This window comes from Mycobacterium paraterrae (assembly GCF_022430545.2).
GTDB classification, from domain to species: domain Bacteria; phylum Actinomycetota; class Actinomycetes; order Mycobacteriales; family Mycobacteriaceae; genus Mycobacterium; species Mycobacterium paraterrae.
This window is the reverse complement of record NZ_CP092488.2, coordinates 1,383,837-1,408,755: the sequence shown is the minus strand read 5'-3', so window position 1 is coordinate 1,408,755 and position 24,919 is coordinate 1,383,837. Positions and strand designations below refer to the sequence as shown.

Here is a 24,919-nt window from a genome sequence, read left to right as displayed (position 1 = left end):
CCATCACATCCGGAACACGCCGTAGCCATGCTGGCCACGGATCTCGTCGTTGTGCACCACGGATAGACAGAAACCGAGAACGGTGCGGGTGTCGCGGGGATCGATGATCCCGTCGTCGTAGAGCCTGCCGCTGTTGGCCAGTGCCAACGACTCCTGTTCGATCTGGCTCTCGACAGCTGCGCGCATCTGGGTGTCGGCTTCCTCGTCGAATGGGAGTCCACGGTCGGCGGCCGACTCGCGGGCGACAATCGACAGCACACCGGCAAGTTGAGCCGGTCCCATGACGGCGGAACGCGAGTTGGGCCAGGCGAAGAGGAAGCGGGGCGAGTAGGACCGTCCGCACATCCCGTAGTTGCCTGCGCCGTAGGACGCGCCCATCACGATCGTCAAGTGTGGGACCGTGCTGTTCGAGACGGCGTTGATCATCTTGGCGCCGTCTTTGATGATGCCGCCTTGTTCGTATTCCGCGCCCACCATGTAACCGGTGGTGTTTTGCAGAAACACCAGCGGTGTGTCGATCTGGTTGGCCAACTGGATGAACTGGGCAGCTTTCTCTGCCTCCTCGCTGAAGAGGATGCCCCGAGCGTTGGCCAGAATCCCCACCGGGTATCCGTGAATCGAGGCCCAGCCTGTGACTAGAGAGGTTCCGTAGAGCGGCTTGAACTCGTCGAACGCCGATCCGTCCACGATGCGGGCGAGGACATCGCGCGGATCAAAGGGGACCTTAGGGTCGACCGAGGCGATCCCGAGGAGCTGGTCGGGATCCCGTAGCGGTGGGGTCGGCGGGTGAGTTGGGCCTGAGCCACGCTTGCGCCAGTTCAGCCTTGCCATGATGCGCCGCCCAATCCGGATGGCGTCCTGCTCGTCTTCGGCTAGGTAGTCGGCCAACCCGGAGGTACGAGCGTGCATGTCCGCACCGCCGAGTGACTCGTCGTCGGACACTTCGCCGGTGGCCATCTTCACGAGCGGCGGACCACCGAGGAAGACCTTGGACCTAGCGCGGACCATCACCACGTAATCACACATGCCGGGGATGTACGCGCCGCCTGCCGTCGAGTTGCCGAATACCAGCGCGAGCGTCGGCAGCCCGAGCGCGCTGTGCTGGGTGAGATCGTGGAACAACTGGCCACCTGGCACGAAGATCTCGGCCTGAGTGGGCAGGTCCGCCCCGCCCGACTCGACGATGCTGATAATAGGAAGGCGGTTCTCGCGGGCCACCGCCATGCCCCGGAACACCTTGCGGAAGGTGTAGGGGTTCGAGGCCCCGCCTCGTACCGTCGGGTCGTGGGCGATGATCATCGATTCGACGCCCTCGACGATGCCGATGCCGACCACGACACTGCCGCCGACGGGAAACTTCGTGCCCCACGCCGCAAACGGGCACATTTCCAGAAACGCGGTGTCAGGGTCAATCAGCAGTTCGACACGCTCGCGAGCCAGCATCTTGCCGCGCTTGCGGTGTCGCGCAACGTATTTCTCCCCGCCACCACCATTGGCTAGTGCGAGTTGCGCAGCGATCGCATCGAGCTGTGCCGTGAGTCCCTCGCGATTCTCGAGGTAATCCGGCGCGCGGGTGTCGACTCGATCGGGCAAGACGTCAATCAACTTTCCTCCAGATGACATCGACGTCGATCTCCTAACCGGCTACGTTAGCGGTTAGTAACATCCGATGACAATGGGGTCGGCGCGAAGTACGGAGCGCTACCTCCCCGGATGCTCAACGTCAGGAGCGCGCCCAGATGACCATGATTAAGCCGCAAGACCGCGAAGCGAGTTACGCCGCAGTGGATCCGTGGACGACGCCGGAGCGCATCTCGTTGCGTGACCTGGCCACGTCGTTCACCCGAAAGGAAATCATCCCCCATCTTGAAGCGTGGGAGGAGGCCGGTGAGTTGCCCCGCGATCTGCACCGCAGCGCAGCCGCCGTGGGCTTGTTGGGCATCGGTTTCGCGGAAGACGTCGGCGGCTCCGGCGGCGACCTGCGTGACCTGGTGTTACTCACCGAAGCCGTGCTGGAGGCCGGCGCCTCGTCAGGTGTCTTAGCCAGCCTGCTTACGCACAACATCGCCCTTCCACACATGGCTGCACACGGCGATCCCGAGCAGATCCGCAAGTTCGTGGCGCCGACACTCGCCGGTGAGAAGATCGGCAGCCTCGGCATCACCGAGCCCGATACGGGTTCCGACGTCGCCGGCATTCGGACCACCGCACGGCTCGATGGCGACGAGTACGTGGTCAACGGCGCGAAACTATTCATCACCTCGGCAGTTCGGGCCGATTTCGTCACCACCGCCGTGCGCACGGGCGGCCCAGGGGCGCCTGGCATCTCGTTGTTGGTAGTGGAGCGCGGTACCGAGGGCTTTGCAGTCTCACGCACCCTCAGGAAGATGGGCTGGCTGTGCTCCGACACCGCCGAGCTCGGTTTCTCGGACGTCCGGGTGCCGGTAGCCAACCTGGTAGGTCCGGAAGGCAGCGGCTTTCTGCAGATCATGCAGCAGTTCCAGGTAGAGCGTGCGTTTATCGCCGTACAGTGCTACGCGACCGCCCAGCGCTGCCTCGACCTGACGCTGGAGTGGGTCAAGCAGCGCGAGACCTTCGGCCGTCCGCTCTCGACCCGTCAGGTTGTGCGGCACAAGATCGTCGACATGGCCACCGCCGTAGATGTGGCGCGCACCTACACCCGAGCCGCTGTTGATCGCATCATCGCGGGTGACACTGACGTTCGAATGGTCTCGATGGCAAAGAACCAGGCCGTGGAGGCCTGCGCCCTTGCCGTCGATACAGCTGTGCAGCTCTATGGAGGCATGGGCTATCTGCGCGAGACCGAGGTCGAACGCCACTACCGCGACTCGCGAATCCTGGGTATCGGCGGCGGCACCACCGAAATCATGAAGGAGATCATCGCGAAGCGGATCGGCCTCTGAGCCAACCGCGGCAAGCTCCGATCCGGACTGATCGGACCTCCGACGGACGAACCTCCAATCGGTGAGCAAACGGCAAGCCCGTTCTGCCGAAGTCCTCTGCCGTCGAGTAGGTGAAGGCGGTTGAGTAGGCGAGGGTGATGTTCCGACCCAACCCTGGGCCGTTCGTTGCGGGAACCTGGCCCGATTCCGAGACGTTTCGGTCGCTTGTCTATGTGTCGACCACGTCACGTCAGCTTGTGTCGAAGGTCGGGGAGCGGCGTTCGGTGAAGGCGCGGAAGCCCTCGCGTCCGTCGGCAGTGGCGAAGAGGTCCGCAACCGCGTCGCGTTCGCATTGAATTCCCTCTGCCGTCGATAGTTGGGCCGTCTGCAGCAGGAGAGACTTCGTTACCGACGCGACTCGTGCTGCGCCAGTAGCCAATTGCGCAGCGATGCCACCTGCCGTCTCGAGCAGAGTGTCGGCGCGGGAGAGCCGGTTCACCAGTCCGAGGGCGTGGGCCCGCTCGCCGTCGATGAAGTTGCCCAGCATTAGCATCTCGGCGGCTACGCCGACGGGGATGAGTCGCGGCAGTCGTTGCGTGCCACCCGCTCCTGGGAGCACGCCGAGTTTGGCCTCGGGAAGTCCGAGGGTGGCGTCGGGTGTCGCGACCCTCAGGTCGCATGCCATCGCCAGTTCGAGGCCGCCGCCCAGCGTGCTGCCGTGGATTGCGGCGATCACGGGTAGTGGGCTGGCGACGAGGACGTCGAGTGCATCGGTGAAACCACGGAGGAAGGCCGTGAAATCGTTACGGCCGCTGAAGGTTTGAATCTCAGCGATGTCGGCGCCCGCACAGAATGCCCTGCCGGAGCCGTGCACGATCACTGCACGCACCGAGGTTTGTGACTCCAGCGTGCGTATCGCGGCGGCGAGATCGGTGTAGGTCTGCGTGCCGATGGCATTGAGCCGGTCGGCGCCGTCGAGTTTGAGCCAGGCCACTGCGCCGTCAATGCGGGTGGCGATCCTGGTGGACATGGGTCAGTCAACCTTTGCGGTCTAACACGACATGCAGTACGGCGTCGTCGGTGGGTTCGAAGCGCAGGCTCGGAAAGTCGTCGTAGTTCGTCATAAATTCACCTCTGCATCGTCAAGGACGGCTGCTCATTCGGTGGGTGGGGCAGCGGGCCTCCGACTAAGCTTGCGAAGTTTAGATCGCGTGCTGGCATCGTAACGGATGCGCACCGGCGCCCGGGTCGGATCACGGTGGGGCGTCTAAATGCGCGGAGTGGGTTCGTTGTTTCTTTCTCCGCATGCCGAGACCCTGTCGGACCACGCGTCGCCGGCGCTGCTGCGCCCCGTGGACAGGCGCAGGAGTTGGCTTGCTCACGGTTAGCCGGCCACCCTGGATCATATTGGAAACCATCAAGATTCACGCAGTACCCGAAGATACACCGACCATCGTCTAGCGCCGAGTTCGGATACTTGTCCCGCGGTTGTGGTTTGGGCGGTCGGAGATCTCGGCCACGGCCGACGTACTCCATTGTGCGGGCGTCGATGCCACCTTGCGACGCCGGGACGTCGGGCCTCGCGAACGCCGGGCGACCCTGGTCCCGAGTTGACGGAGACACCAAAGATGCTCCGGTGGAGACGATTTCAGTTGTCGCCCTCGACGAAGTCCGCGCCGCGAATGAGCCGAACCGGGGTGTACACCAGAACCTCGTCGTCGCGCTGGTTGCGGACGCTGACGGTCGCGGTGACGACGCCGCGACCAGGTTTGCTCGACGGGCGCGACTCCGTGACGGTGCAGAGGGCGAGGACGGTGTCGCCGACGTACACAGGCCGCTTGACCGACAGTTCCATGTGCATGAACGCCAGGCCCGTGCCGTTGAGCAAGTTGGTCTGCACGATCAAACCCTCTGCAATGCAGTAGATCAGAGCGCCGGGGACCAGCCTGCCTCGGTATCCGCCGGCGGCGGCGTGTGACGCGTCGTAGAACAACGGTTCGTTGAAACCGCCGAGGTTGGTGAACGTCGTGAGGTCGGACTCGGTGACGGTGCGCTTCGCGGTCTTGAAAACAAAACCTGCCGTCATTTCTTCCCATGTCCGGCCGCGAACCAGTGGTTCGACTTCGGCGCTGGATGGGTGGGCTGAGGTCATGAGAGGCCTTTCGTCGAGTCGCTGACGCCCTTGATGGGGAGACTATTCGGTGGTGCCCGTCTACATCGCCCTGGCTCTGCGGGAGGCCGATGTGCCCCGGGTCCAGCGGTGTCGTCATACTCGGTTTCAGGCCGCGGCTTGAGACTCTGATGACACATTCGAGTCAATCAATAACCACGACCGCATCGCCGACGAGGGTGACCGATCCGTCGTCCAATGCCGTCTTTACTTCGAGTGTCGCGTTGCCCCCATCTACCGATGTCACGCGGCCGGTGCAGGTGATGATGCCGCATACCGGGGTGACCGCAGCGAACCGCACGCGGAACGAGCGGATCCGCTCCTGAGGCACCCAGTTTGTCAACAAACGACCCAGGTAGGCCATCGACAACATGCCGTGCGCGAAAACATCTTCGAGCCCCGCAGACTTGGCCACGTCGATGTCGATGTGTATCGGGTTGTGGTCGCCGGACGCGCCGGCGAACAGAGCCAGCGTAGTGCGTGAGATCGGAGGCAAAACCAGTGGCGGTAGCTCGGTGCCGACCGTGATCGTGTCTGTGGTGGTCATCTCATTTTCTCCATTCGAGGGTCATTTCGAGCCTGGCAGGTTGCGCATGACGACGACGTTGGTCATCTCAGCGACCGCGGTTCCGTCGTCTTTGGATATTTCGGTGACTTTGACGATGAACTCCAAAGCGCCGCCCTTCTTGGTGTATACGTCGGCGATACGCGTTTTAGCGACTAGTGTGTCTCCGGCATGCGCCACGGAGTGGTACGTGAACGCTTGTTCTCCGTGGAGGACGCTACGCAGATCCACCCCGAGTTCGGCAAGAAATGCGAACGGATCCGGCTGTTCAAGTTCGATCGCGAAGAGAAACGTCGGCGGAACCGGGAGATCAGGGTGCCCAGCGGCCTTGGCGGCTTCACGGTCTAGGTAAACCGGGTCGGTTTGCCCGGTGGCTTCGGCGAAAAGTTGCAGCCTGCCAGCCTCAATCGTCATGACAAGCTCGGGCATGGTCTTTCCGATCAAGCCGGTGTCTATCGGCATGTCAGCTCACTTTCTGATAGATGTTCACGACCACGGGCCGCCGAGACAGATATTCGAAGAAAGGATGAGATCGAGGTGCTCACGCTAGGATTCCCTGATAGTTGGCGGGGAGTGCCGAAGGTTATTCGGCATTAACACTGTAGCTGTCGACTGCTGGCGGTTCACTACCTGCTCGAGGATGTGGTTGTGCACCCCGAGCCCACCTGGTATCCGCGTTGACTGGGACGAACGCGTTCGAGCTTTGGCGCCACGATCGGGACTGTCCCGGCGATCCATTCGTCCGGACACGAAGTGAATGGGCAGTTGTCTTCCGCGATCACTCTGTGACACTGTCGAAGATGTGTCACAAGTGGAGACGTTGACCTTGGAAGTGACGTAACCTCGTGACCTTTTCGCCACGCACTCCCGTTGTCGTCGGAGTCGGCGAGTTGACACGTCGCGGCAAAAGTGTCGCCGATCCCATCGATTTGGCTTCAGAGGCCGCTCGCCGAGCACTGCAAGATGCCGGCGCCGAGATCGGACGGCGGATCGATACCGTGGCGACGCCCGGCATTCTGCTCATTCCGCGCGACAACCCCGCGTCGAGAATTGCAGAAACCACCGGGCTTACTCCGCAACATCGCATCAGCTGTCCGGTCGGCGGAAACACGCCCCAGTATCTGGTCGAGAGACTGGGCAATCGTATTTGGCGCGGTGACAGCGACGCCGTATTGATAGTCGGGGCAGAGAGCGGCGCGTCAGCTCGCAGGATCACCTCGAGTGACGCGCCGCTGGATCCGACGGCCGTTGCGCGACGCGACGAATCGTTGGGTGACGCACGCCCGGGACTCAGCGAATCGGAGATGCGCGCCGGGTTGTACTGGCCCCACCAGGTGTATCCCATCTTCGAGTCGGCGATGGCGGCACGGGCGGGCAGAACCTTCGACGAACAACGCCGCTGGTTGGGCGGTTTGATGGCTCCGTTCACACTCGAGGCGTCACGACATCCAGAAAAGTCTTGGTTTCCCCGCTCCTATAGCGCCGATGAGCTCAGTGCGGTCTCACCGGCTAACCGAATGGTGTGCGAGCCGTATCCCAAGCTGCTCAACAGCATCATCGCCGTCGACATGGCGGCCGCCTTCGTCCTCGTGGCGGCCGAAGTCGCGGAAGAACTTCGGGTGCCGCGTGATCGATGGGTCTTTCCATGGTCGGCGGCCACTTGCAATGACGTGTACTACCCACTCCAGCGTCCGGATCTGGGCCGTTCAGCGGGAATCAAGGCCGCGGGCGACGCGGCGCTCGATGCCAGCAGACTCTCCATCGACGACGTCACATGGTTCGATTTCTACTCGTGCTTTCCTTCCGCGGTCGAGGCGGCGATCGACGCCTTCGATCTCGATACGGCGGACGCCCGCGGATTCACGGTGACGGGCGGATTGCCGTATCACGGGGGACCCGGCAACAACTACGTCAGCCATTCGATCGCGGAAATGGTACGACGCTGCCGAAGTGAGCCGGATGCGGTCGGGCTCGTGTCCGGGGTTGGCTGGTACATCACCAAGCACTCGTTGGGTCTGTGGTCGGCCACGCCGCCGCCAAACGGATGGCAGACACCTGACATGGTCCAGGCACAGTCCACAATCGACGCCACGTCGCTTGCGGTCGCTTCGCTCGCAGACGCTACTGGAAGGGCGACGATAGACGGGTACACGGTGGTGCACGACCGCGACCACGGACCGTCCTGGGTGCCGGTGTTCGCACGCTTGACCGACGGCCGCCGCGTCGCGGCGCGCAACGACGAGGCAGAGGTGGCAATCGCTATGTCAAAGGAAATGATGGTCGGGCACCCGGTCACCGTTCGCGGCGGGGACGAACACGTCGAGTTCGAACTGTCGTGAACGCCGACGCGCTCGTCTTGATCAAGCCGCGCACCCTCGAGCGGCGCAACCTCGCGGTGCCCCGCGTCGATGACGAGTCCGGGCTCCTTCGGATTGAGGCATGCGGGCTCTGCGGAACCGACCACGAACAGTTCGACGGACACCTGCCTGCCGATTTTGCCTTCATCCCCGGACACGAAGTGGTCGGCGTCATCGAGGAAGTTGGCGATGCTGCTCAAGCGCGTTGGGGCGTGTCTCCGGGTCAGCGACTCGCGGTCGAGGTATTCCGATCATGCAGAGAGTGCGACGAGTGCCGCCACGGCGAGTATCGCAGGTGCGTGCGCAACGGGCTCGCCACGATGTTTGGCTTCGTCGACGTAGAAATCGCGCCTGGGCTGTGGGGCGGTTATGCAACCCACCTCCACTTACCGTTCGATTCCATGCTCTTGCCCATCCCGGACGGACTCGATCCGATCCTCGCGACCTTGTTCAACCCACTTGGCGCAGGGATTAAGTGGGCAGTCACGTTGCCTGAGACGCAGCCGGGCGACGTCGTGGTCGTCCTCGGGCCAGGAATTCGCGGGATCTGCGCGGCCGTGGCAGCAAAGGAGGCCGGTGCGAAGTTCGTCGCGATGACCGGACTAGGTCCTCGCGACCGGCCTCGTTTGGCCGCAGCACGCAACTTCGGCGTGGACTTGACCATCGACGTCACCCAGGATGACCCCGTGCAGGCGCTGCAACGGGCCACCGGCAGGCTAGCTGACGTGGTCGTCGACGTTACGGCGAAGGCACCAGGCGCCTTTGCGGACGCCGTCGCACTTGCGCAGCCCGGCGGACGCGTGGTGGTTGCCGGCACCCGTGGCGGCGGGGGTGCACCGGGATTCGAGCCGGACCTCCTCGTCTTCAAAGAGTTGCGCGTCTTTGGCTCCCTGGGGGTCGACTACCCCGCCTACCGGAGCGCCATCGAATTACTGGTGTCGGGGCGCTGGCCATTTGCCGAGTTGTCTAGAGAAGTCACGGGATTCGCGGGCTTGCCGCGGTTGCTCGACGCCCTCGCCGGAGCCGATCCGGAGCACTCTCCCGCCTTGCACAATGTCTTTGCGCCCACTGTCTGACCGCGTCCAACCGAGAGGATCCATTGTGAGTAAGGGAAATCGGGTTGAAATGCTCAGTCCGGCGGACGCGCGCCAGCGCGCCGCCGAATGCGGAATTCCGGAGGGCATGGCCGAATTGTCGGTTTTCCGTATCGCTCTCCATCAACCCGGTGTGGCGGTCGCCTTGAACGGAATGCTGGAGGCATTGCTATGGAAGGGCGTGCTGGATGCGCGGTTGCGCGAGCTGATCATCATGCGGATCGGCTGGGTCACTGGCTCGGTCTATGAATGGACACAACACTGGAGGGTTGCCCGGTTGCTCGACGTGCCCGAGCATGACCTGCTCGGGGTGCGGGACTGGCGAAACACCAACCACTTCGGCGAAGTTGAGCGGGCGGTACTGGCGGCGACCGACGAGACCTTGCGCGACGGCACGATCTCGGATGAGACATGGACCGCCTGTCAACGAGCATTGCGCGGGAACGAAGCTATGCTCGTCGAACTCGTCGCCGCGATCGGAAATTGGCGGCTGTTCTCCGCCCTGCTGCGGTCCTTGAACGTTCCGCTCGAAGATGGCATCGACGCGTGGCCCCCCGAAGGTGCTCGACCTCCCACTGGCTAGACCACGTCGATGGGTGCGGGGTTCAGATCATGGTCGTCGCGTCGGGCGGTCAGCGTGTTTGCCAGCATTGGGCCGAATTGGACTTGTCCATACGAGCAAGTGGCACTTCGATTTAGGGGGTAGAGATGACAGAACAACGGCCCGTGAAAGTCGCAATCATCGGTGCAGGCGTGTCGGGATTGTGCATGGCGATCAAGCTGCAGGACGCTGGTGTCGATCCGTATACCATTTTCGGGAAGGCTGTGAGTTGCTGCTAAAACCCAGCGCGCTACCGAGTTCCACGCCCCGGAGCAGGCCGCGCCACCGGAAGGTTCACCCCAGTGCATGGCCACCTACCTCTATGGGACGTACCGATTACCTGTGTCGAAGCTCGACGTCGTCGGTCGACGTGAACACCTGCAGAGCAGGGCGGCAGTCGCCTTGCTGTCTGCCGGAGCCGGATAGAGCCCGCCGAACTGTCTCAAATCGAAACAGCCGTCGGTGGCGCGCCGCTGACACACTGTGACGGGTCGTCACGTCACGGCTCCGACCAACTAGCCTGCGAAAGGCCATTGCTTGTGACCGTCTCTCCAGAAGCCGGCTTTCTCGAGGCCCTCTACAGGGGCTGGTCCAGCCGCATGGCCGCCAACCCAGAGATGCCCATCGAGTTGTTGCGCAACATGCTCGATGAATGGCACCAACCGGCCCTGGAGGCCGAAGGCGTGACCTATCGATCGGACCTCATCGGCGGCGTGGAGGGCATCTGGGCTCTTCCGCTCGGCGCGGACACGTCAAGGGTGATCTCGTACACCCACGGTGGGGGCTTCGTCGTCGGATCCGCGGCCAGCCACCGCAAGCTCGCCGCACATCTCGCCAAGGCACTTGGTGTGACGGCGTTCGTCATCGACTACCGTCGAGCACCCGAGCATCCGTTCCCCGCGCAGATCGAGGACGCCACCGCGGTGTACCGCGCGCTGCTGGCTCGAGACTTCGCGCCCGGCGACATCATTACGGCCGGCGACTCCGCCGGCGGCAACCTGGCCGTTGCCACCACGCTCAACCTCCGCCTGGACGGCTCTCCGCTGCCCGGGGCGGTGATAGCCATCTCGCCATGGCTTGACATGGAACTCACCGGCGAGAGCTTGATCACCAACGCGGCCACCGACGGCCTGGTGAGCCGGCAGACTCTCGAGGGAATGTCGGCGATGTTCCTTGGCGAGACGGGCAGGCCCGATGACCCACTGGCCAACCCGCTCTATGCCGATTACACGGGTTTCCCGCGCCTGTACATCAGTGCCAGCGCCGGGGAAACGCTGCTGAATGACGCGACCCGGCTCGCCGACCGGGCATCGGCGGCGGGCGCCGACGTGACGCTTTCGGTCGTCGACGGCATGCAGCACGTGTTTCCGTGCCTCGCCGGGCGCGCCGCGGAGGCCGACGCGGAGATCGCCAGGATTCGTAGCTGGTACCTCCGCTGAGGATCCCCTCGACGGAAGTCGAACAGGCGAACTCGGGCACGGAGAGAACAAGGGAACAACTGACATGAGCACTCGCCACGATGCGATCGTCATCGGCGCGGGCTTCGGCGGGATGTACGCCCTGAAGAAGCTGCGCGACGAGCACGGCTTGGACGTGCGTCTGTTCGACAAGGCCGGTGGCGTCGGTGGCACCTGGTACTGGAATCGTTACCCGGGTGCACTCTCGGATACCGAGTCGTTCGTCTACTGCTACTCCTGCGACGAAAACTTGCTGAAGGAGTGGGACTTCGGCACCCGTTACCTGGCCCAGCCACAGGTACTCAGCTACCTCGAACACGTGGCCGACCGTTGGAGCCTACGTCCCGACATTCAGCTCGACACAGGCGTGATAGCGGCGCACTTCCATGAGAACGACAACCGCTGGCATGTCGAGACCGACGCTGGCGAACTGCACACGGCGAAGTACCTCATCACCGCGGTGGGATTGCTGTCGGCGACGAACGTCCCCGATCTCGAGGGCATTGACACCTTCCAAGGGGTGCACGCGCATACCGGCCGGTGGCCGGCCGACCTCGAATTGGCTGGCAAACGGGTGGGGGTGATCGGAAACGGGTCCACCGGAGTCCAAGTCATCACAGCGATCGCTCCTGAGGTCGACCACCTGACCGCCTTCCAGCGCTCCGCCCAGTTCACCGTGCCCGTGGGCAACGGGCCGGTCGCTCGCGAATACGTCGCGGGCGTCAAGGAGAACTACCAGGCCATCTGGGAGCAGGTGCGCGGTTCATCCGTCGCTTTTGGCTTCGAGGAGAGCACCACTGCCTACGAGTCCGTGTCTCCGAACGAGGCGCGGGCGACCTTCGAGCGAGCGTGGCAGACGGGCGGGGGGTTCCGCTTCATGTTCGAGACCTTCGCCGACATCGCCACCAACGAGATCGCGAACAAGGCCGCACAGGACTTCATCAAGGGCAAGATCGCCGAGATCGTCGAGGATCCCGAGACGGCCCGCAAGCTGATGCCGCGGGATCTCTACGCCAAACGGCCGCTGTGCGATGGCGGGTATTACGCAACCTTCAACCGTGACAACGTCCACCTCGTGGACCTCAAGGAAAACCCAATCGCTGCTGTCACGCCCCTCGGCGTACGGACCGTTGACGGAGTGGAACACGAGCTCGACGTACTGATCTTCGCCACCGGATTCGATGCCGTCGACGGCAACTACAAGCGTTTCGACCTCCGCGGCCGAAATGGCGTCACGATGTCGGACAATTGGAAGAACGGCCCGTCCAGCTATCTCGGAATGGCGGTGGCGAACTTTCCGAACATGTTCATGGTGCTCGGGCCCAACGGTCCCTTCACCAACCTGCCACCGTCAATCGAGACACAGGTGCAGTGGTCGACCGATTTGATCGACCACATGGAACAGACCGGTCTCGCCGTCGTGGAACCGTCTATCGAAGCCGAGCATGACTGGACCGCTACGTGCCGTGAGATCGCCGACGCGACGCTGTTTCCAAAGGCTCAGTCGTGGATCTTCGGCGCTAACATTCCAGGCAAGGAGAACACGGTTTACTTCTACCTTGGGGGCTTGGGCGCCTATCGCGCCGCACTCGCGGAGTGCAAGGACGCCGGCTACCAGGGCTTTCGGTTCAGCTGAGGGCGCCGCAGACTACGGACCAAGCTAGAGTCCCGCCCGCTGGGCGGCGCGCCGTTGGTGCCGAGCTCAGGCGTTGAATCCGCCGCCACAGACCACGACCTGCCCGCTGACGTAGTCCGACTCGGGAATGCACAGGAGATAGACCGCCCCGGCTGCGTCGGCCGGGGTACCCGCCCTGCCCAAGGGGATGCCGTGCTCCATCGATTGCAGGAGCTCTGGATTGACCCCGACCGCCAGCTGTCTGCCCTGGATGTCAATCTTGCCGTCGCCGCCGGCGGGGACCTCGGTCAATCGGGTCCGGATCAAGCCGAAGGCGACCGCGTTGACGGTGACGTTGTAGCGGCCCCACTCTTTGGACAACGCCTTAGTCAGGCCGATGACCCCGGCTTTGCTGGAGGAATAGTTGACCTGGCCCGCGTTACCACCGGTACCCGCGATCGACGAGATGTTGACGACCTTCCGACACGGTACGACGATGCCAGCAGCCCTCTCCTTCTTCGTCGCGGCGCTGATGATCGGTTGCGCCGCACGCAGTATCCGGAACGGCGCTTTGAGGTGCACGTCGAGGATTGCATCCCACTGGTCGTCGCTCATCTTCTGAATGACAAAGTCCCAGGTGTAGCCAGCGTTGTTGACGATGATGTCAAGACCGCCAAACGCGTCGACCGCGGTGCCGACGAAACGCTCGGCAAAGCCTTCCTCGGTCACGCTTCCGGCACACGCGACCGCGGCGCCTCCCGCGGCCTCAACTGCGGCCACGGTCTCCTTCGCCGGATCCGGGTCGAGGTCGTTCACAACGACCTTGGCACCGTCGCTCGCGAGCTTCTCGGCGATGGCGCGCCCAATCCCTCGACCGGAGCCCGACACTAGCGCGACCTTGCCGTCCAGCTTGCCCATTTTCGTTCCGCCCTTTGATCTGGGTGCAGCGCCCGGCAGCCCCTGTGTGGGGCTGGTCAGCTCATGCTGACCAGGGACTGCGGGATGTCGACTATGCGGGAGCGCACGTACTCTCCGAGACCCTTCGCCTGGGCATCCAGACGGGTCGAGGACGCTACGCCTTGGCCCAGCAGGTCATGACTGACGACGTTGAGTGCTCGTAGGTTGGGCAACTCGAACCGCTCGATGCGTAGCTGCGCCGCTTCTGGGCCTAGCAGCACGCGCAGCCGGTCGACGCTCAGATACTCGCGGGCCCAGGCGTATCCGGCGTCGGCACGGGCCCACAGACCGACGTTGGCGTTGCCGCCCTTGTCGCCCGAGCGCGCACCGAGCACTGAACCCAGTGGAGCGCGGCACGTCGGCCCGGCTGGCGATGCGATGGCCGCTCGATCAGCGACCTCCGGGGCCGGCACGGGACCGGTCGGCGGGTCTGCAATTCGTAGACGCTCACCATCCGGCATCACCACGACTTGCGTCACGCTCGACCGTAGGACGGCCGCAGGCCGGTACACGCCGAAGACTGACTCCGACTTGGGGGGTGTGGTGGTGTGGAAGCCGGCGTATCCGGCCAGAGCGATCTCCATGATTCCGTTTGAGAACGCTCGGCCGACCTTGCGCGGGTCGGAGTCCTTGACCGTGATCCGCAGGTGCGCGCAGGCTTGGTCGTTGGTGGGGGCGTCCATGGTGTCGAATCGCAGTAACCGGACGTCGACCTCGGCGTAGGAGTCCCGGCCGCCGAGGACGTCGAACAGCTGCTGCTGCGCAAACTCGGACTTTGCCTCCAGATCAAGGCCGGTGAGCACCATCGTCATTGTGTTCCGGTAGCCCCCGACGTCGTTGAGCGCCACCTTCAGAGTTTCCGGCGGTGGGCTGCCGACGGTGCCGGCGATCGCCACTCGATGCTCGGCTTGTTGGGTCAGACTGACGGTGTCGAAGTGCGTGACCACATCCGGTCCCAGATAGGCGGGCTCGGCGATCTCGTAGAGCAGCTGGGCGGTGACCGTGCCTACCGACACCAGCCCGCCGGTATCGACATGTTTGGTGATTACCGATGAGCCATCGGCCGCGACTTCCGCGATCGGGAATCCCGGGTAGCGGCGGTCGGTGATCTCGTCGAGGAAGGCGTAGTTGCCGCCCGTGGCCTGTGGGCCGCATTCGATGACGTGGCCAGCCACGACCGCACCAGCCAGCCGGTCCCAGTCGGTGTGGCCCCATCCGTGCCACCAGGCGGCCGGCCCCACGACGAGTGACGCGTCCGTCACGCGTCCGGTGACGACCACGTCGGCGCCGGCGCCCAACGCTTCGGCGATACCCCACCCGCCGAGGTATGCGTTGGCCGAGACCGGCGCTACCTCACCGACCGGAGGGGTGATCGCGGTGAGGTTGGCGCGCAGGTCGTCGCCCTCGATATGGGCCACGCGAACCGAGATGCCGAGCCGTTCTGCGAGCTCGCGAAGCTTGAGGGCTAGCCCGGCCGGGTTCAGCCCACCGGCATTGGCCACGATCTTGATACCGCGGTCGCAGCAGGTGCCCAAAACCTGTTCCATCTGGGTCAAGAAGGTGCGAGCAAAGCCGCCCGCCGGATCCTTCGACTGGGCCTTCGCAAGAATGAGCATCGTCAACTCGGCAAGGTAGTCACCGCAGAGCACGTCGATGCCCTCGGCTCCTACGCATCCTTCGACCATCTCCCTTGCCGCGGCGATCCGGTCACCGTAGAAACCGGAGCAATTTCCGATCCGCACCGGTTCCCTCACGCCGCGCCTCCGTCGAACTGTCCTGCGGAACGCCCCGCACCGGGCGGTCCCGCGAAGGCCTGCGCGATGGAGAGCCACTCGTCGGCGATCGGACCAATGGCTTCCAGTGCGGTGTCGTCGCGATGCCGTCGCTGGGTCACGAGTAGGCAAAAATCGTTCGCGGCGCCGGAAACCTTGTTGGGCACGTCGTCTGGGCCCCATGTCCAGAGCGTGCCCCCCGGTGCGGTGAGTTCGACGCGGACGGGCTCCGTCGGCACCTCTAGACCGTTGGCCATGTAGCTGAAGGCCCTCGCCCCCACGCCGATGTGTGCGACATGGCGCAACCTGCCCGATGGTTCGCGTGTCGCTCCGAGGGCATCGGCGACGTCCTGGCCATGCGCCCAGGTCTCCATGATCCGCGCGGTGAGTGAGGAAGCCGCGCTCATGGGTAGGCCGAACCACGGCACCCGCATCGAGGGGTCTATTTTCGCAAAGGCAGCGACGAGTGCGTGGCGAGCACCATCGAACCAGGACAGCAACTCCACCGCCGGCATCGGCCGGTATCGCTCGGCGATGGTGTCCGGAGAGACCCGGCCGTCGGCAAGCGTGGACAGCACCTTAGCCGTGAACCCCTCGGGGTCGGTGGCTGAGCGAACGGCGACCTCGTCAAAGAACGCGAGATGGCTGATTTGATCCCGGACCGCCCAGCCTCTGGCCGGGGTGGGGGCATCCCACCCGGTCGGGCCGTCGGGCAGGTCGGCGATCAGTGCCATCAGGTCTGCGGTCTCCGCTTCGATGTCGGCGATGACGGACTCCATTGCCACGGCCATTGCTAGCGTCCCGTCCAAACTGGTGTCCGCTTCTCGCGAAAGGCGGTGGGACCCTCCTGCGCGTCGGCGCTGTAGTAGACCGGCTCCCATATCCGGTCGGCGAGGTCGTAGGCATCGGCAAGGTGGTGCTGCGCCGAGAGGTACACCGTCTTCTTCGCCGCAAGCACGGACAGCGGTGCGTTGGAGGCGATTCGCACGGCAATCGCCTGGGTTCGTGCCCGTAGCTCCGCCGCGGGTACGACTTCGTTCACCATGCCCACCTCGCGGGCGCGCTCGGCAGAGATCGGGTCGCCGGTCATCAGGATCTGCAGCGCGAGCCGAGGCGGCAGCAACCACGAGAGAGGCGCTGCCCACGGCGCGCCACGACCTACCTTGACCTCGCTGACGGCGAAGGTGGCGTGCTCCGCCGCGACGACGAGGTCGCATTGCTGGGCGAGCAGGAACCCGCCCGCGAAGGCGACGCCGTTGACCGCCGCGATAGTCGGCTTGATGACGTCGATGTTGCGCCCGAACTGCGGGGCGAAGTCCGGCGGCGGGACAGTGAGCGACGTCTCCGACATTTCCTTGAGATCGCCGCCTGCGCAGAAGGCCTTGTCGCCCGCTCCCGTTAACACCAGGACCTTGGCCGAGTCGTCGGCGTTGAAGTGGTGGACCGCGTCGAAAAGTCCCTGCCGGACGGCCGCATTGAGCGCGTTCCGTGCCTCGGGCCGGTTGATCGTCAGCCAGGCCACTCCGTCCACGAGCTCGTACCTGATCGCTTCGTCGCTCATCAGTAGTCTCCGTCCGCGCTTGACCCAGACCCCCGATGTGAGGGACGGTTCACTCGCCGTACGTTACCGGCGCAGGGCGGTGATGGCCAGATGGCGGACGATCCAAGGACGTCGTTCCCGCATCTTCGCCGCAACCGTCTTGATGCTGACGGATGCAGACGTCCTTTCCCTTGTTGCAGAGGATGGAATTGGGCGGACAATGGTGGAGTGCGGCCGGGATCGACCCAAATTCGCCGCCGCCTCGCTTCGACGGTGGCGCCCAGGCGCTTTGCCCTGACGTAGTGAGCACGAAAATGGTCAACGATCGAGTTGCCAACCGGGGCGCATCGCTGCTGTTCGCCGGGCAGAGTCCGATAGACGCCGCGGACGTAGCGCGCGAAGGGTTCGAGTTATTGAACAGCCGGCAGGTTTTCCGGATCGTTCCGCGATGGCGCGGAGTAGTCGTCCGCGCTAGTGGCGCCGCACCCTCACTTGCATTGGAAGCTAGCGCGCTGTTGCGTGTCGTCGGTGGGCGGCGCGCCAAAGCAGACATCGTTGACGCCTTGTCGACGATGTCTGCGATCGTTCAACGGGGCGCACCTTGATTTGCGCGTGGTGTGGGCTTGGGCCCATTCAGCGGTGCTTCCGGATCGAGTGTGGTTCCGAGTTCCCGTAACCGGTCGTCGATGATCAACCACGTCTGCCGGGTCAACCGAATGACTAGGTCGTCGCGAGTGGACTCTCGGTGGTCCAGCCACCACAGCACCGATGCGTCGATGAGGCCCACAATGGCGGCGACGTTGCGGTCGGCGGCGCCGGCGTCGTCTCCGTAGCGTGGAAAGTAACGCGCGCCCGCCTTTGCGAGTTCGGATGCGAAAGCGCTAACGCCGGGCGCCGTCTTCTCGTTGCTGCGCCGATAGTGTCGGTTGACCAGAAACCGATACAGGTTGGGATGATCGTCGGCCCACATGACGTGCTGGCTGACAGGTGCGCGAATCACGTCCAGCGGTGATCCCGTGACGTCCAGACTGACGCGAATCTTGGCGGTGAGCTCGCGGTGGACATGGCGTGCAACGGCGAGATCGAGTTCTTCCTTACTCGCGAAGTGGCGGTAGAAGTGCGTGCGGCCCAAACCGGCTTTGCCAGCGATTTGGCCCGTGAGGGCGTGGGGGCCGTTCTCCTCGATGGCGGCGAGCGCCGCTTCGATGATCCGGCCGCGACGCAGATCGCGACCCGGCAACCTGCTGGTCGCGCGGCGTGCCGCGGTGGTGTCTACCCAATGCCTTCCCTCCACGAGACTCACCGTAGCGCCCCGCGTGTCTAGATGTTCTGGGTACGAGTTGTACCCGGCGGCCGGACCGTGGTACACCTTGTACCCAAGGCGTGAACGCGAAACCCAACCGGGATCGGTGCGCAAGCAAACACAATGAGGACGTTCGAATGGCCGCCAAACGCTCTAGCTGGATGGACGACGATCTCGATGCACTGCGGAACACGGCGCGCGCGTTCTGCGAGAAGGAGGTTGCGCCGCACATTGACCGCTTCATCGAGCAGCACCATGTCGATCGAGAGTTGTGGACTCGCGCGGGCGAGTTGGGACTGCTGTGCATGTCGATCCCGGAGCAGTACGGCGGTGGCGGCGGAACGTTCGCTCACGAGGCGGTCTTGATCGAGGAACAGGCCCGGGTCGGCGACACCGCTTGGGGCGCCCCGCTGCACAGCGGCATCGTGGCCCATTATCTTCTCGACTACGGCACCGATGAGCAGAAGGAACGCTTGCTTCCTCGGCTGGCTAGTGGCGAAATGGTGGGGGCCATCGCAATGACGGAGCCAGGAACGGGTTCCGACCTGCAGTCGGTCACAACCAAGGCTGTGCGTGTCGGCGACGAGTACATCGTGAACGGATCCAAGACGTTCATCACCAACGGCGCTCAGGCCGACCTGATCATCGTGGTGGCCAAGACCGATCCGAACGCCGGAGCGAACGGAATCTCATTGATGTTGGTCGAAGGCGACCGTCCGGGGTTTCGGCGGGGTCGGGTGTTGGACAAGGTCGGGCAGCGTGGTCAGGACACCTCCGAGCTGTACTTCGAGGACGTACACATCCCCGTTGCGAACCTCCTCGGCACGACCGAAGGCCAGGGCTTCATTCAGTTGATGCAGCAACTGCCCCAGGAGCGACTGATCCTCGCGCTGGGCGCAGTGACGCAAGTGGAAACTGCGCTCGAGTTCACCGTGGAATACACGAAGGATCGGCAAGCGTTCGGCAAGCCAGTCTTCGCTTTCCAAAACACCAAGTTCAAACTTGCCGAGGTCGCTACCGACGCCCACATCGGCCGTGTGTTCATCGACGACTGCGTCGCCCGTCACCTGCGTGGCGAACTCGACATCCCGACAGTCGCGATGGCGAAGTGGTGGACTACCGAGCGCGCCATGATTGCCCTCGACAACTGCCTGCAGCTCCACGGAGGATACGGTTACATCAACGAATATCCGATTGCCAGGATGTGGGCAGATGCACGCGTGCAGAAGATCTACGGCGGGACGAACGAGATCATGAAGGATATCATTGCCCGCTCACTCTGAGCAGAGATCAAGTGCATTTCGCATAATGGCGACCGCTGGAGGTTCGGACCGAAGGTCTGCGGTGTCTTCGACGATCGCCCGAGTGGATTCCGCCACCAACACGGTGCCGAGCCGCGACCGCCGTCACCCCCGCTGGTGGGCTTGACGCGGCGGCTTCGCTCGTTGCGCGAATGCCTCCGAGTTCTCGGCAAACTCGATCTCGTTCTCCTCAGGAACGAGCAACATGTTGAGCACGGAAACGCGCATCATCTCGGTAGCCTGCCCGAGCCTCTCCGTGCGAGCCCGCAGGACGTCGACGATCTAACCCGGGTTGACAGCCATCCCAATGAAGACCCTTTGCGCGCGATCGCGCCTGCGTCGGCCTGCAGCAAAACCGCTGTGTCGAAACCGACGACCGGATCTACTCGACCGTGAAGCTCTGGGCGAGAAGCCAAACGATGAGGTCCACCCGCTCGTCCGTCCCGGGTGTTGCCCTTGAGACCGTCGAGCAGACCCCGTTCCGCGAATTCGTTAATCGTTGGCACGCCAAAGACGCGTCTACCGGCGCGGCGAGCCACGGTGGGGACCGGACAGCTCGGCGGCCGGGGCATCCAATTCACGGTTCGATGCGGGAACGCCGAGCACGGCGTGACCCATTGACGCAATTAGCTCCGAGGTCAGCTCGGGAGCGAGGCCAGTGCCGCGATAGTGCAGGATCGACTGGATGGCGCCAATCGCGCCGTGAACCAGCGCGCGAATCTCTATTTCGTCAATGTCAGGGCGTAATTCATCAACGAGGTGAACCCACTCTTCAAGGTAGAGCCGTTGCTTTCGGCGCAGCCTGCTCTGCTGCTGATCGGGCAGATTGTGTACTTCCCGGTAGTACACGATGGCCAACTCCCGCTGGTCCATCACTAACGCGACTTGGTCGGCTACCAGCCCGGTTAGCGCTTCCACCTCGTCGCGCGACTGCTCGACGATCATCGTTGCACGCTGCAGCAGGCTGTCCACGACACGTTCGAACAAGGCTGCGAGCAAGCCGCCCTTGCTGTCGAAGTGGCGGTATATGGCCGGCCCGACTACACCGGAAGCAACCCCGATATCGGCCATCGAAACGGCATGGTAGCCGCGCTCGGCAATCAATTCTGCTGCCGAGGTGAGAATGCGCTCACGGCGCTCGCCACCGACCCGATTTTGTCTGGCGACGACCGGTTTAGTCATCGCTACCACTTCCGCCTTCGACGGAGGTGCTCTGAACCCAACAGGACACTATTGAACGTTAACATCTCCCCACCAGCTGAGGAGGGCATGCAAGCGGGCTTGGATACGAAAACCCCGGGCTCCGGACGCATTGGCGGCGTGTTGACGGCGATCGTCGATCGCCCTACGTTCAGCACATGTGAATTTACATTCACGAGGAACAGCTTACCGGCGAGATTGCTGAAGAGGAGAGGCAATGACTGAGCAGTACGACGATATCCGTTACGAGGTCGAAGGACACGCGGCGATCGTGACGATCGACCGCCCCCACCGCTACAACGCATTCCGCGGCAAGACCGTCGAGGAACTCATCAAGGCATTTCGTCGCGCCTGGGCGGACAATGCCGTGCAAGCGATCGTCCTCACTGGGGCGGGGGAGAAAGCCTTTTGCACTGGCGGCGACGTCAAGCAACGCGCCGAGACCGGCGACTACGGGCCGACCGAGAGTGGCATGTTCGAGATTGGCAACCTGCACAAGCTCATTCGTGACGTACCGAAACCCGTCATCGCCGCGGTCAATGGACTCGCCATCGGTGGGGGCCACGTGCTGCACGTGCTTTGCGACCTAACCATTGCCGCAGACAACGCCAAGTTCGGCCAGGCCGGACCACGTGTAGGTTCCTTCGATGCCGGCTTCGGGTCAGCCTTCCTGGCACGGGTCGTCGGCGAGAAGCGCGCCCGAGAGATGTGGTATCTATGCCGCCAAGTCGACGCGGACACCGCCGAACGGTGGGGCCTGGTGAACTGGGTGGTCCCTGCAGGCAAAGTGTTGGATGAGGCCAGGGCGGTGGCTGCGGAGATCGCCGAAAAGAGTCCGACCGCCATTCGATTCCTCAAGCAATCGTTCAACGCCGACACCGATCACCAGGCGGGCCTCAGCAACCTGGCCATGTCCGCGCTCGATCTGTATTCGCACACGCCCGAAGGTTTGGAGGGTGCGACAGCTTTCACCGAGAAGCGTCGTCCTGACTTCGCCAAGTACGTCAAGGCATGAGGGCGTCAGACATGACAGACAACATCGTCGTCGTCACCGGAGCCGGATCCGGGATTGGCAAGGCCGTGGCGCTGGCGTTTGCGCGGCAAGGCGACAAGGTGGTCGCAGCCGACCTCGATCTGGACGCCGCAAACCGCACGGCCGAATGCCTCCCCGAATCGATATCCGCGATGTTGGTAGACATCGCGGACCGCAAGATGGTCGATCAGCTTCGCCTGCAGGTGCATTCCGCCGTGGGTGTCCCGAACGTCCTGGTGAATGCTGCCGGATGGGATCGAACCGAGGGATTCCTCAACGCCAGCACGGAATTTGCTGAACGGGTGGTGGGCATCAACTACCTCGGCCCCGTGCACATGTGTAGCGCATTTCTGCCGGGGATGATCGAGGCGGGAAACGGTGGCCGGGTGGTCAACGTCGCCAGTGACGCTGGGCGGGTAGGTAGTTCCGGGGAAAGCATCTATGCCGGTGCCAAGGGCGGCGTCATCGCGCTGACCAAGTCTCTTGCTCGCGAGATGGCCAGGCATGGGATCAACGTTAACTGCGTGTGCCCGGGTCCTACCGACACTCCGTTGTTTCATGCTCAGGCCGAGAGGCTGCAAGAAGCCTTGATCAAGGCGATACCGTTCCGGCGGCTGGCGCGCCCGGAGGAGGTGGCTGCGCCGATTGTCTTCTTTGCCTCGGAGGCTGCGTCGTTCATCACCGGTCAGGTCATCAGTGTAAGCGGCGGCCTGACTATGGCGGGCTGAACGAGCCCGCGTCAGCTGGCGGCGATGGTCAACGTACAAGGTTTCCTGGCTTTCCATCTTGATAGCGCCGGCGGACGACCAGCTTTGGCAAGGGCATACCGTTGGCGCTGGGTACAACTCGGAGGACTTGCAGTTTCAGCATTTCGTCCGTGACTTCGTTCGGGACAGGATCACCCCGAACCACGAAAGCTGCGAGCTGGGGTTTACCTGGACCTGTCGATGTACGGCGGCCCGGGCGTAATCGACTATAGCTATCTGGGCACCGTCGTCGAAGACACCTGAGCGAGCCTGAGGCGGCTAGCGTAAGGCCTCGGGTTACCCTGGGCGCTACCCGTCAGCGGGCAAGGGCGTTGAACCCTTCCCAGGCCTGGCGGCGGGTGGCGTGGGGATCGTTCTCCACGCGTGAGGTCTGGTCGAAGACCATTACCGCGCGGGAGTCGTGGGTGTAAGACGGCCAGCCCTTTCCTGGGACTCCGTGGCCGGCGAACGCAACCCATCGGCCTTGCATGTCGTCGCTCACGCGCACGGCCGACCGGTGGTCGGATCCGGCGCTGAGAAGCCGTCCGAAATGCGTGCGGTAGACGTCGAATACGGCAAGAAGCTCCGTCGCATGGGTTGCACCCAGGCCTGACCACTGCAATGTCCGGGGGGCGTAGTCGTAGCGATACAGGTAGGTAGGGGCGTATCGACCGTGGGATTCGGCGATCTGCCACAGTGCCGAGCCGAAAGCGAAGTCGCCTCCTAGTTGGATACAGGCTGCCGGGGCCGGATACTCGGGATAGGCGGACGTAATACGTTGGCGGTCAGTGGGTTCGGCCCCCGCTAGTAGATGCTCGATCTTCGCTTGGTCCGTTGGAAGAAGTTTGAGAAACCGGGTGAATAAACGGCCCTCGTCCGCATTCGTGCCTACGATGAGTGGCAGGCGGTGCGCCTTACCGTCCAACATGGCTTGAATGGGATCGAGCGGGAGATAGTCGGTTCCCGAGGTGGATCCCACAGGGTAACCGCCCGCCAAGTCCGCAGCACTCACGGCGATCAAGCGATCGAATGCCTTCACCAGCTCGGCTGGACGTGCCTTCAACAATAGGCGCGCGGCGTCCTTCTTGGAGGCGCCGAAAGTGGATGCGAACTTGACGGCAAACTCCGTTGCCAACTCCTTCGAACGGAACAGTCCGCCCGCTGGGCTTTGTGAAATAGCCTGTGCAAAAAGGCCTTTGGCCGCTGGCACAGCCATCAATGTGGCGACAGCGTGCGCTCCTGCGCTCTCCCCGAATATCGTCACGTTATCGGGATCGCCGCCAAATGCCGCGATGTTCTCGCTCACCCATGTGAGCGCTGATACCAGGTCGCGCAGGTACAGGTTGTCGTCGATGCGGATGTCGTCGGTAGACAGTGACGACAGGTCGACAGCACCCAATGCGCCCAGGCGGTAATTCGCCGATAAGTACACGCAACCTCTGCGGGCGAGGGACGCTCCGTCATAGATCGGCGTTGCGGAACTGCCCAGGAAGTAAGCGCCGCCGTGAATGAAGAACATCACTGGCAAAGGCCGGTCGAAGTCACCCTCAGGTGCAACGACATTGACGGTAAGGCAATCCTCGCTCGTAGGCTGGAATCTGCCCGGGCCGAGGATCGTATATCGGCGCGGCTGTGGAGCGCAGTAGCGGAATCGGTAACAGGGTCGTATTCCGGCCCATGGTTCGACACGCTGGGGGGCTTTGAACCGCAATGCGCCGACCGGCGGCTTCGCATAGGGGATGGAGCGCCAACGGGTGACTCCGTCGCGCGTGAAACCTTCGATGGCGCCCGAGGCAATGTTCGTGCTGACCGTCCTGGCTGCCATTTCTCGACAATAGCGAACAGGTATTCACTTCGGTGTGGAAGTGATTCGAGGAGGAGGCTCCTCGGGTTGCGTTCAGCCGAGTGCCTAGGGTCATCGCGTGATTCACCGGGGGCGGTTCAAGTCACTTGAGCAAAGGAGGAACACGCGCGATGACCGCTGCCCACACAAGCGGCCCACCCTCCGCTGGCTGAACTCACCACGCAACTGTGCATCGACGTGGGTGCCGGGGACCGGGACAGTGTGATCATTGCGGTGCTTACGTCGTACGTGCGCGGAGCGGCGATGGCAACAGACTTGAAGTGACATCGGATCGCCGGCTATCGACGGGCGTATCTCGCACCGCTCCCGCATAACGTGACGAAGCGAATCACGCTGGCGGACAGTCCTATGGCGAGCTTCCGCGGGCGGTTGCGGGATGACGGCGCCACCTCGAAAGCGAAGAGCGTCGGGCTGGCCCTAGCCGGCTTCGCGCTTGGCCAT

Annotated in this window: 22 protein-coding genes; 9 read left to right on the top strand and 13 right to left on the bottom strand. The window is 63.5% G+C overall.

Going from position 1 to position 24,919, the window contains the following annotated elements:
• Window positions 1-3 precede the first annotated feature (3 nt).
• Complete coding sequence (locus MKK62_RS06735; protein WP_240263789.1) at window positions 4-1,605, bottom strand: acyl-CoA carboxylase subunit beta; 1,602 nt, start codon at window positions 1,603-1,605, stop codon at window positions 4-6.
• Between the two features lie 134 nt (window positions 1,606-1,739).
• On the opposite strand from MKK62_RS06735, the gene MKK62_RS06730 reads away from it, so the two are divergent.
• Entirely contained in the window at window positions 1,740-2,924 is a 1,185-nt protein-coding gene (locus tag MKK62_RS06730) for an acyl-CoA dehydrogenase family protein (protein WP_434085031.1), read from the top strand.
• A gap of 229 nt (window positions 2,925-3,153) precedes the next feature.
• On the opposite strand, the gene MKK62_RS06725 is transcribed toward MKK62_RS06730, so the two are convergent.
• From MKK62_RS06725 to MKK62_RS06710, 4 genes are all read right to left on the bottom strand, one after another.
• Window positions 3,154-3,933 (bottom strand): enoyl-CoA hydratase/isomerase family protein, encoded by a 780-nt coding sequence (locus tag MKK62_RS06725; protein ID WP_240261796.1) that lies wholly within the window; start codon window positions 3,931-3,933, stop codon window positions 3,154-3,156.
• Window positions 3,934-4,551: 618 nt separating this feature from the next.
• A complete protein-coding gene (locus MKK62_RS06720; RefSeq protein WP_240261797.1) occupies window positions 4,552-5,055 on the bottom strand; it encodes a MaoC family dehydratase in 504 nt (167 codons plus the stop codon).
• A 163-nt stretch (window positions 5,056-5,218) separates the two neighbouring features.
• Window positions 5,219-5,620, bottom strand: coding sequence for a MaoC/PaaZ C-terminal domain-containing protein (locus tag MKK62_RS06715; RefSeq protein ID WP_240261798.1), 402 nt, complete (start codon window positions 5,618-5,620; stop codon window positions 5,219-5,221).
• 21 nt (window positions 5,621-5,641) lie between these two features.
• Window positions 5,642-6,100: a MaoC family dehydratase N-terminal domain-containing protein gene (locus tag MKK62_RS06710; RefSeq protein WP_240261799.1), complete on the bottom strand. Its 459-nt coding sequence runs from the start codon at window positions 6,098-6,100 to the stop codon at window positions 5,642-5,644.
• Window positions 6,101-6,483: 383 nt separating this feature from the next.
• Between MKK62_RS06710 and MKK62_RS06705 the strand changes: the two genes are divergently transcribed.
• The 5 genes from MKK62_RS06705 (at window position 6,484) to MKK62_RS06685 (ending at window position 12,783) form a co-directional block, all read left to right on the top strand.
• Complete coding sequence (locus MKK62_RS06705) at window positions 6,484-7,977, top strand: acetyl-CoA acetyltransferase (RefSeq protein WP_240261800.1); 1,494 nt, start codon at window positions 6,484-6,486, stop codon at window positions 7,975-7,977.
• Window positions 7,974-9,071, top strand: coding sequence for a zinc-dependent alcohol dehydrogenase (locus MKK62_RS06700; protein WP_240261801.1), 1,098 nt, complete (start codon window positions 7,974-7,976; stop codon window positions 9,069-9,071). Before MKK62_RS06705 ends, MKK62_RS06700 begins: the two co-directional genes overlap by 4 nt.
• Window positions 9,072-9,096: 25 nt before the next feature.
• Complete coding sequence (locus MKK62_RS06695; protein ID WP_434085030.1) at window positions 9,097-9,672, top strand: carboxymuconolactone decarboxylase family protein; 576 nt, start codon at window positions 9,097-9,099, stop codon at window positions 9,670-9,672.
• 557 nt (window positions 9,673-10,229) lie between these two features.
• Entirely contained in the window at window positions 10,230-11,129 is a 900-nt protein-coding gene (locus MKK62_RS06690) for an alpha/beta hydrolase (RefSeq protein WP_240261802.1), read from the top strand.
• Between the two features lie 64 nt (window positions 11,130-11,193).
• Window positions 11,194-12,783 (top strand): flavin-containing monooxygenase, encoded by a 1,590-nt coding sequence (locus tag MKK62_RS06685; protein WP_240261803.1) that lies wholly within the window; start codon window positions 11,194-11,196, stop codon window positions 12,781-12,783.
• 66 nt (window positions 12,784-12,849) lie between these two features.
• Here MKK62_RS06685 and MKK62_RS06680 read toward each other — a convergent pair whose 3' ends face one another.
• From MKK62_RS06680 to MKK62_RS06660, 5 genes are all read right to left on the bottom strand, one after another.
• Window positions 12,850-13,680 carry an SDR family NAD(P)-dependent oxidoreductase gene (locus MKK62_RS06680; protein WP_240261804.1) on the bottom strand — a complete coding sequence of 277 codons (831 nt, stop codon included), beginning with the start codon at window positions 13,678-13,680 and terminating at the stop codon, window positions 12,850-12,852.
• Window positions 13,681-13,736: 56 nt separating this feature from the next.
• Window positions 13,737-15,404, bottom strand: a complete 1,668-nt coding sequence (locus tag MKK62_RS06675; RefSeq protein ID WP_434085075.1) for an acyclic terpene utilization AtuA family protein — start codon at window positions 15,402-15,404, stop codon at window positions 13,737-13,739.
• 65 nt (window positions 15,405-15,469) lie between these two features.
• On the bottom strand, window positions 15,470-16,282 hold the full coding sequence (locus MKK62_RS06670; protein ID WP_240261806.1) for a TIGR03084 family metal-binding protein: 813 nt from the start codon (window positions 16,280-16,282) through the stop codon (window positions 15,470-15,472).
• 2 nt (window positions 16,283-16,284) lie between these two features.
• The gene (locus MKK62_RS06665) at window positions 16,285-17,052 is read right to left on the bottom strand and encodes an enoyl-CoA hydratase/isomerase family protein (protein ID WP_240261807.1); all 768 of its coding nucleotides are present in this window, start codon (window positions 17,050-17,052) and stop codon (window positions 16,285-16,287) included.
• A gap of 565 nt (window positions 17,053-17,617) precedes the next feature.
• The gene (locus tag MKK62_RS06660; protein WP_240261808.1) at window positions 17,618-18,325 is read right to left on the bottom strand and encodes a TetR/AcrR family transcriptional regulator; all 708 of its coding nucleotides are present in this window, start codon (window positions 18,323-18,325) and stop codon (window positions 17,618-17,620) included.
• A 146-nt stretch (window positions 18,326-18,471) separates the two neighbouring features.
• Here MKK62_RS06660 and MKK62_RS06655 point away from each other — a divergent pair, with 146 nt between their 5' ends.
• Complete coding sequence (locus MKK62_RS06655) at window positions 18,472-19,617, top strand: acyl-CoA dehydrogenase family protein (RefSeq protein ID WP_240261809.1); 1,146 nt, start codon at window positions 18,472-18,474, stop codon at window positions 19,615-19,617.
• A 123-nt stretch (window positions 19,618-19,740) separates the two neighbouring features.
• Here the strand turns inward: MKK62_RS06655 and MKK62_RS06650 are convergent, their stop codons facing one another.
• Entirely contained in the window at window positions 19,741-19,866 is a 126-nt protein-coding gene (locus tag MKK62_RS06650; protein ID WP_260060472.1) for a hypothetical protein, read from the bottom strand.
• Between the two features lie 288 nt (window positions 19,867-20,154).
• The gene (locus MKK62_RS06645) at window positions 20,155-20,817 is read right to left on the bottom strand and encodes a TetR/AcrR family transcriptional regulator (protein ID WP_240261810.1); all 663 of its coding nucleotides are present in this window, start codon (window positions 20,815-20,817) and stop codon (window positions 20,155-20,157) included.
• Between the two features lie 235 nt (window positions 20,818-21,052).
• Here MKK62_RS06645 and MKK62_RS06640 point away from each other — a divergent pair, with 235 nt between their 5' ends.
• Window positions 21,053-21,850 carry an enoyl-CoA hydratase-related protein gene (locus MKK62_RS06640; RefSeq protein ID WP_240261811.1) on the top strand — a complete coding sequence of 266 codons (798 nt, stop codon included), beginning with the start codon at window positions 21,053-21,055 and terminating at the stop codon, window positions 21,848-21,850.
• 11 nt (window positions 21,851-21,861) lie between these two features.
• Window positions 21,862-22,596, top strand: a complete 735-nt coding sequence (locus MKK62_RS06635) for an SDR family NAD(P)-dependent oxidoreductase (RefSeq protein ID WP_240261812.1) — start codon at window positions 21,862-21,864, stop codon at window positions 22,594-22,596.
• Between the two features lie 334 nt (window positions 22,597-22,930).
• On the opposite strand, the gene MKK62_RS06630 is transcribed toward MKK62_RS06635, so the two are convergent.
• Window positions 22,931-24,439: a carboxylesterase/lipase family protein gene (locus tag MKK62_RS06630; protein WP_240261813.1), complete on the bottom strand. Its 1,509-nt coding sequence runs from the start codon at window positions 24,437-24,439 to the stop codon at window positions 22,931-22,933.
• Window positions 24,440-24,919 lie beyond the last annotated feature (480 nt).

What these genes read in the sequence shown, in the direction of transcription:
- MKK62_RS06685 (WP_240261803.1), top strand. Translation starts at nt 11,194, where the DNA reads ATGAGCACTCGCCACGATGCGATCGTCATCGGCGCGGGCTTCGGCGGG.
- MKK62_RS06675 (WP_434085075.1), bottom strand. Translation starts at nt 15,404, where the DNA reads ATGGTCGAAGGATGCGTAGGAGCCGAGGGCATCGACGTGCTCTGCGGT.
- MKK62_RS06680 (WP_240261804.1), bottom strand. Translation starts at nt 13,680, where the DNA reads ATGGGCAAGCTGGACGGCAAGGTCGCGCTAGTGTCGGGCTCCGGTCGA.
- MKK62_RS06670 (WP_240261806.1), bottom strand. Translation starts at nt 16,282, where the DNA reads ATGGCCGTGGCAATGGAGTCCGTCATCGCCGACATCGAAGCGGAGACC.
- MKK62_RS06715 (WP_240261798.1), bottom strand. Translation starts at nt 5,620, where the DNA reads ATGACCACCACAGACACGATCACGGTCGGCACCGAGCTACCGCCACTG.
- MKK62_RS06630 (WP_240261813.1), bottom strand. Translation starts at nt 24,439, where the DNA reads ATGGCAGCCAGGACGGTCAGCACGAACATTGCCTCGGGCGCCATCGAA.
- MKK62_RS06720 (WP_240261797.1), bottom strand. Translation starts at nt 5,055, where the DNA reads ATGACCTCAGCCCACCCATCCAGCGCCGAAGTCGAACCACTGGTTCGC.
- MKK62_RS06665 (WP_240261807.1), bottom strand. Translation starts at nt 17,052, where the DNA reads ATGAGCGACGAAGCGATCAGGTACGAGCTCGTGGACGGAGTGGCCTGG.
- MKK62_RS06725 (WP_240261796.1), bottom strand. Translation starts at nt 3,933, where the DNA reads ATGTCCACCAGGATCGCCACCCGCATTGACGGCGCAGTGGCCTGGCTC.
- MKK62_RS06710 (WP_240261799.1), bottom strand. Translation starts at nt 6,100, where the DNA reads ATGCCGATAGACACCGGCTTGATCGGAAAGACCATGCCCGAGCTTGTC.
- MKK62_RS06730 (WP_434085031.1), top strand. Translation starts at nt 1,740, where the DNA reads ATGACCATGATTAAGCCGCAAGACCGCGAAGCGAGTTACGCCGCAGTG.
- MKK62_RS06650 (WP_260060472.1), bottom strand. Translation starts at nt 19,866, where the DNA reads ATGATGCGCGTTTCCGTGCTCAACATGTTGCTCGTTCCTGAGGAGAAC.
- MKK62_RS06640 (WP_240261811.1), top strand. Translation starts at nt 21,053, where the DNA reads ATGACTGAGCAGTACGACGATATCCGTTACGAGGTCGAAGGACACGCG.
- MKK62_RS06635 (WP_240261812.1), top strand. Translation starts at nt 21,862, where the DNA reads ATGACAGACAACATCGTCGTCGTCACCGGAGCCGGATCCGGGATTGGC.
- MKK62_RS06655 (WP_240261809.1), top strand. Translation starts at nt 18,472, where the DNA reads ATGGCCGCCAAACGCTCTAGCTGGATGGACGACGATCTCGATGCACTG.
- MKK62_RS06645 (WP_240261810.1), bottom strand. Translation starts at nt 20,817, where the DNA reads ATGACTAAACCGGTCGTCGCCAGACAAAATCGGGTCGGTGGCGAGCGC.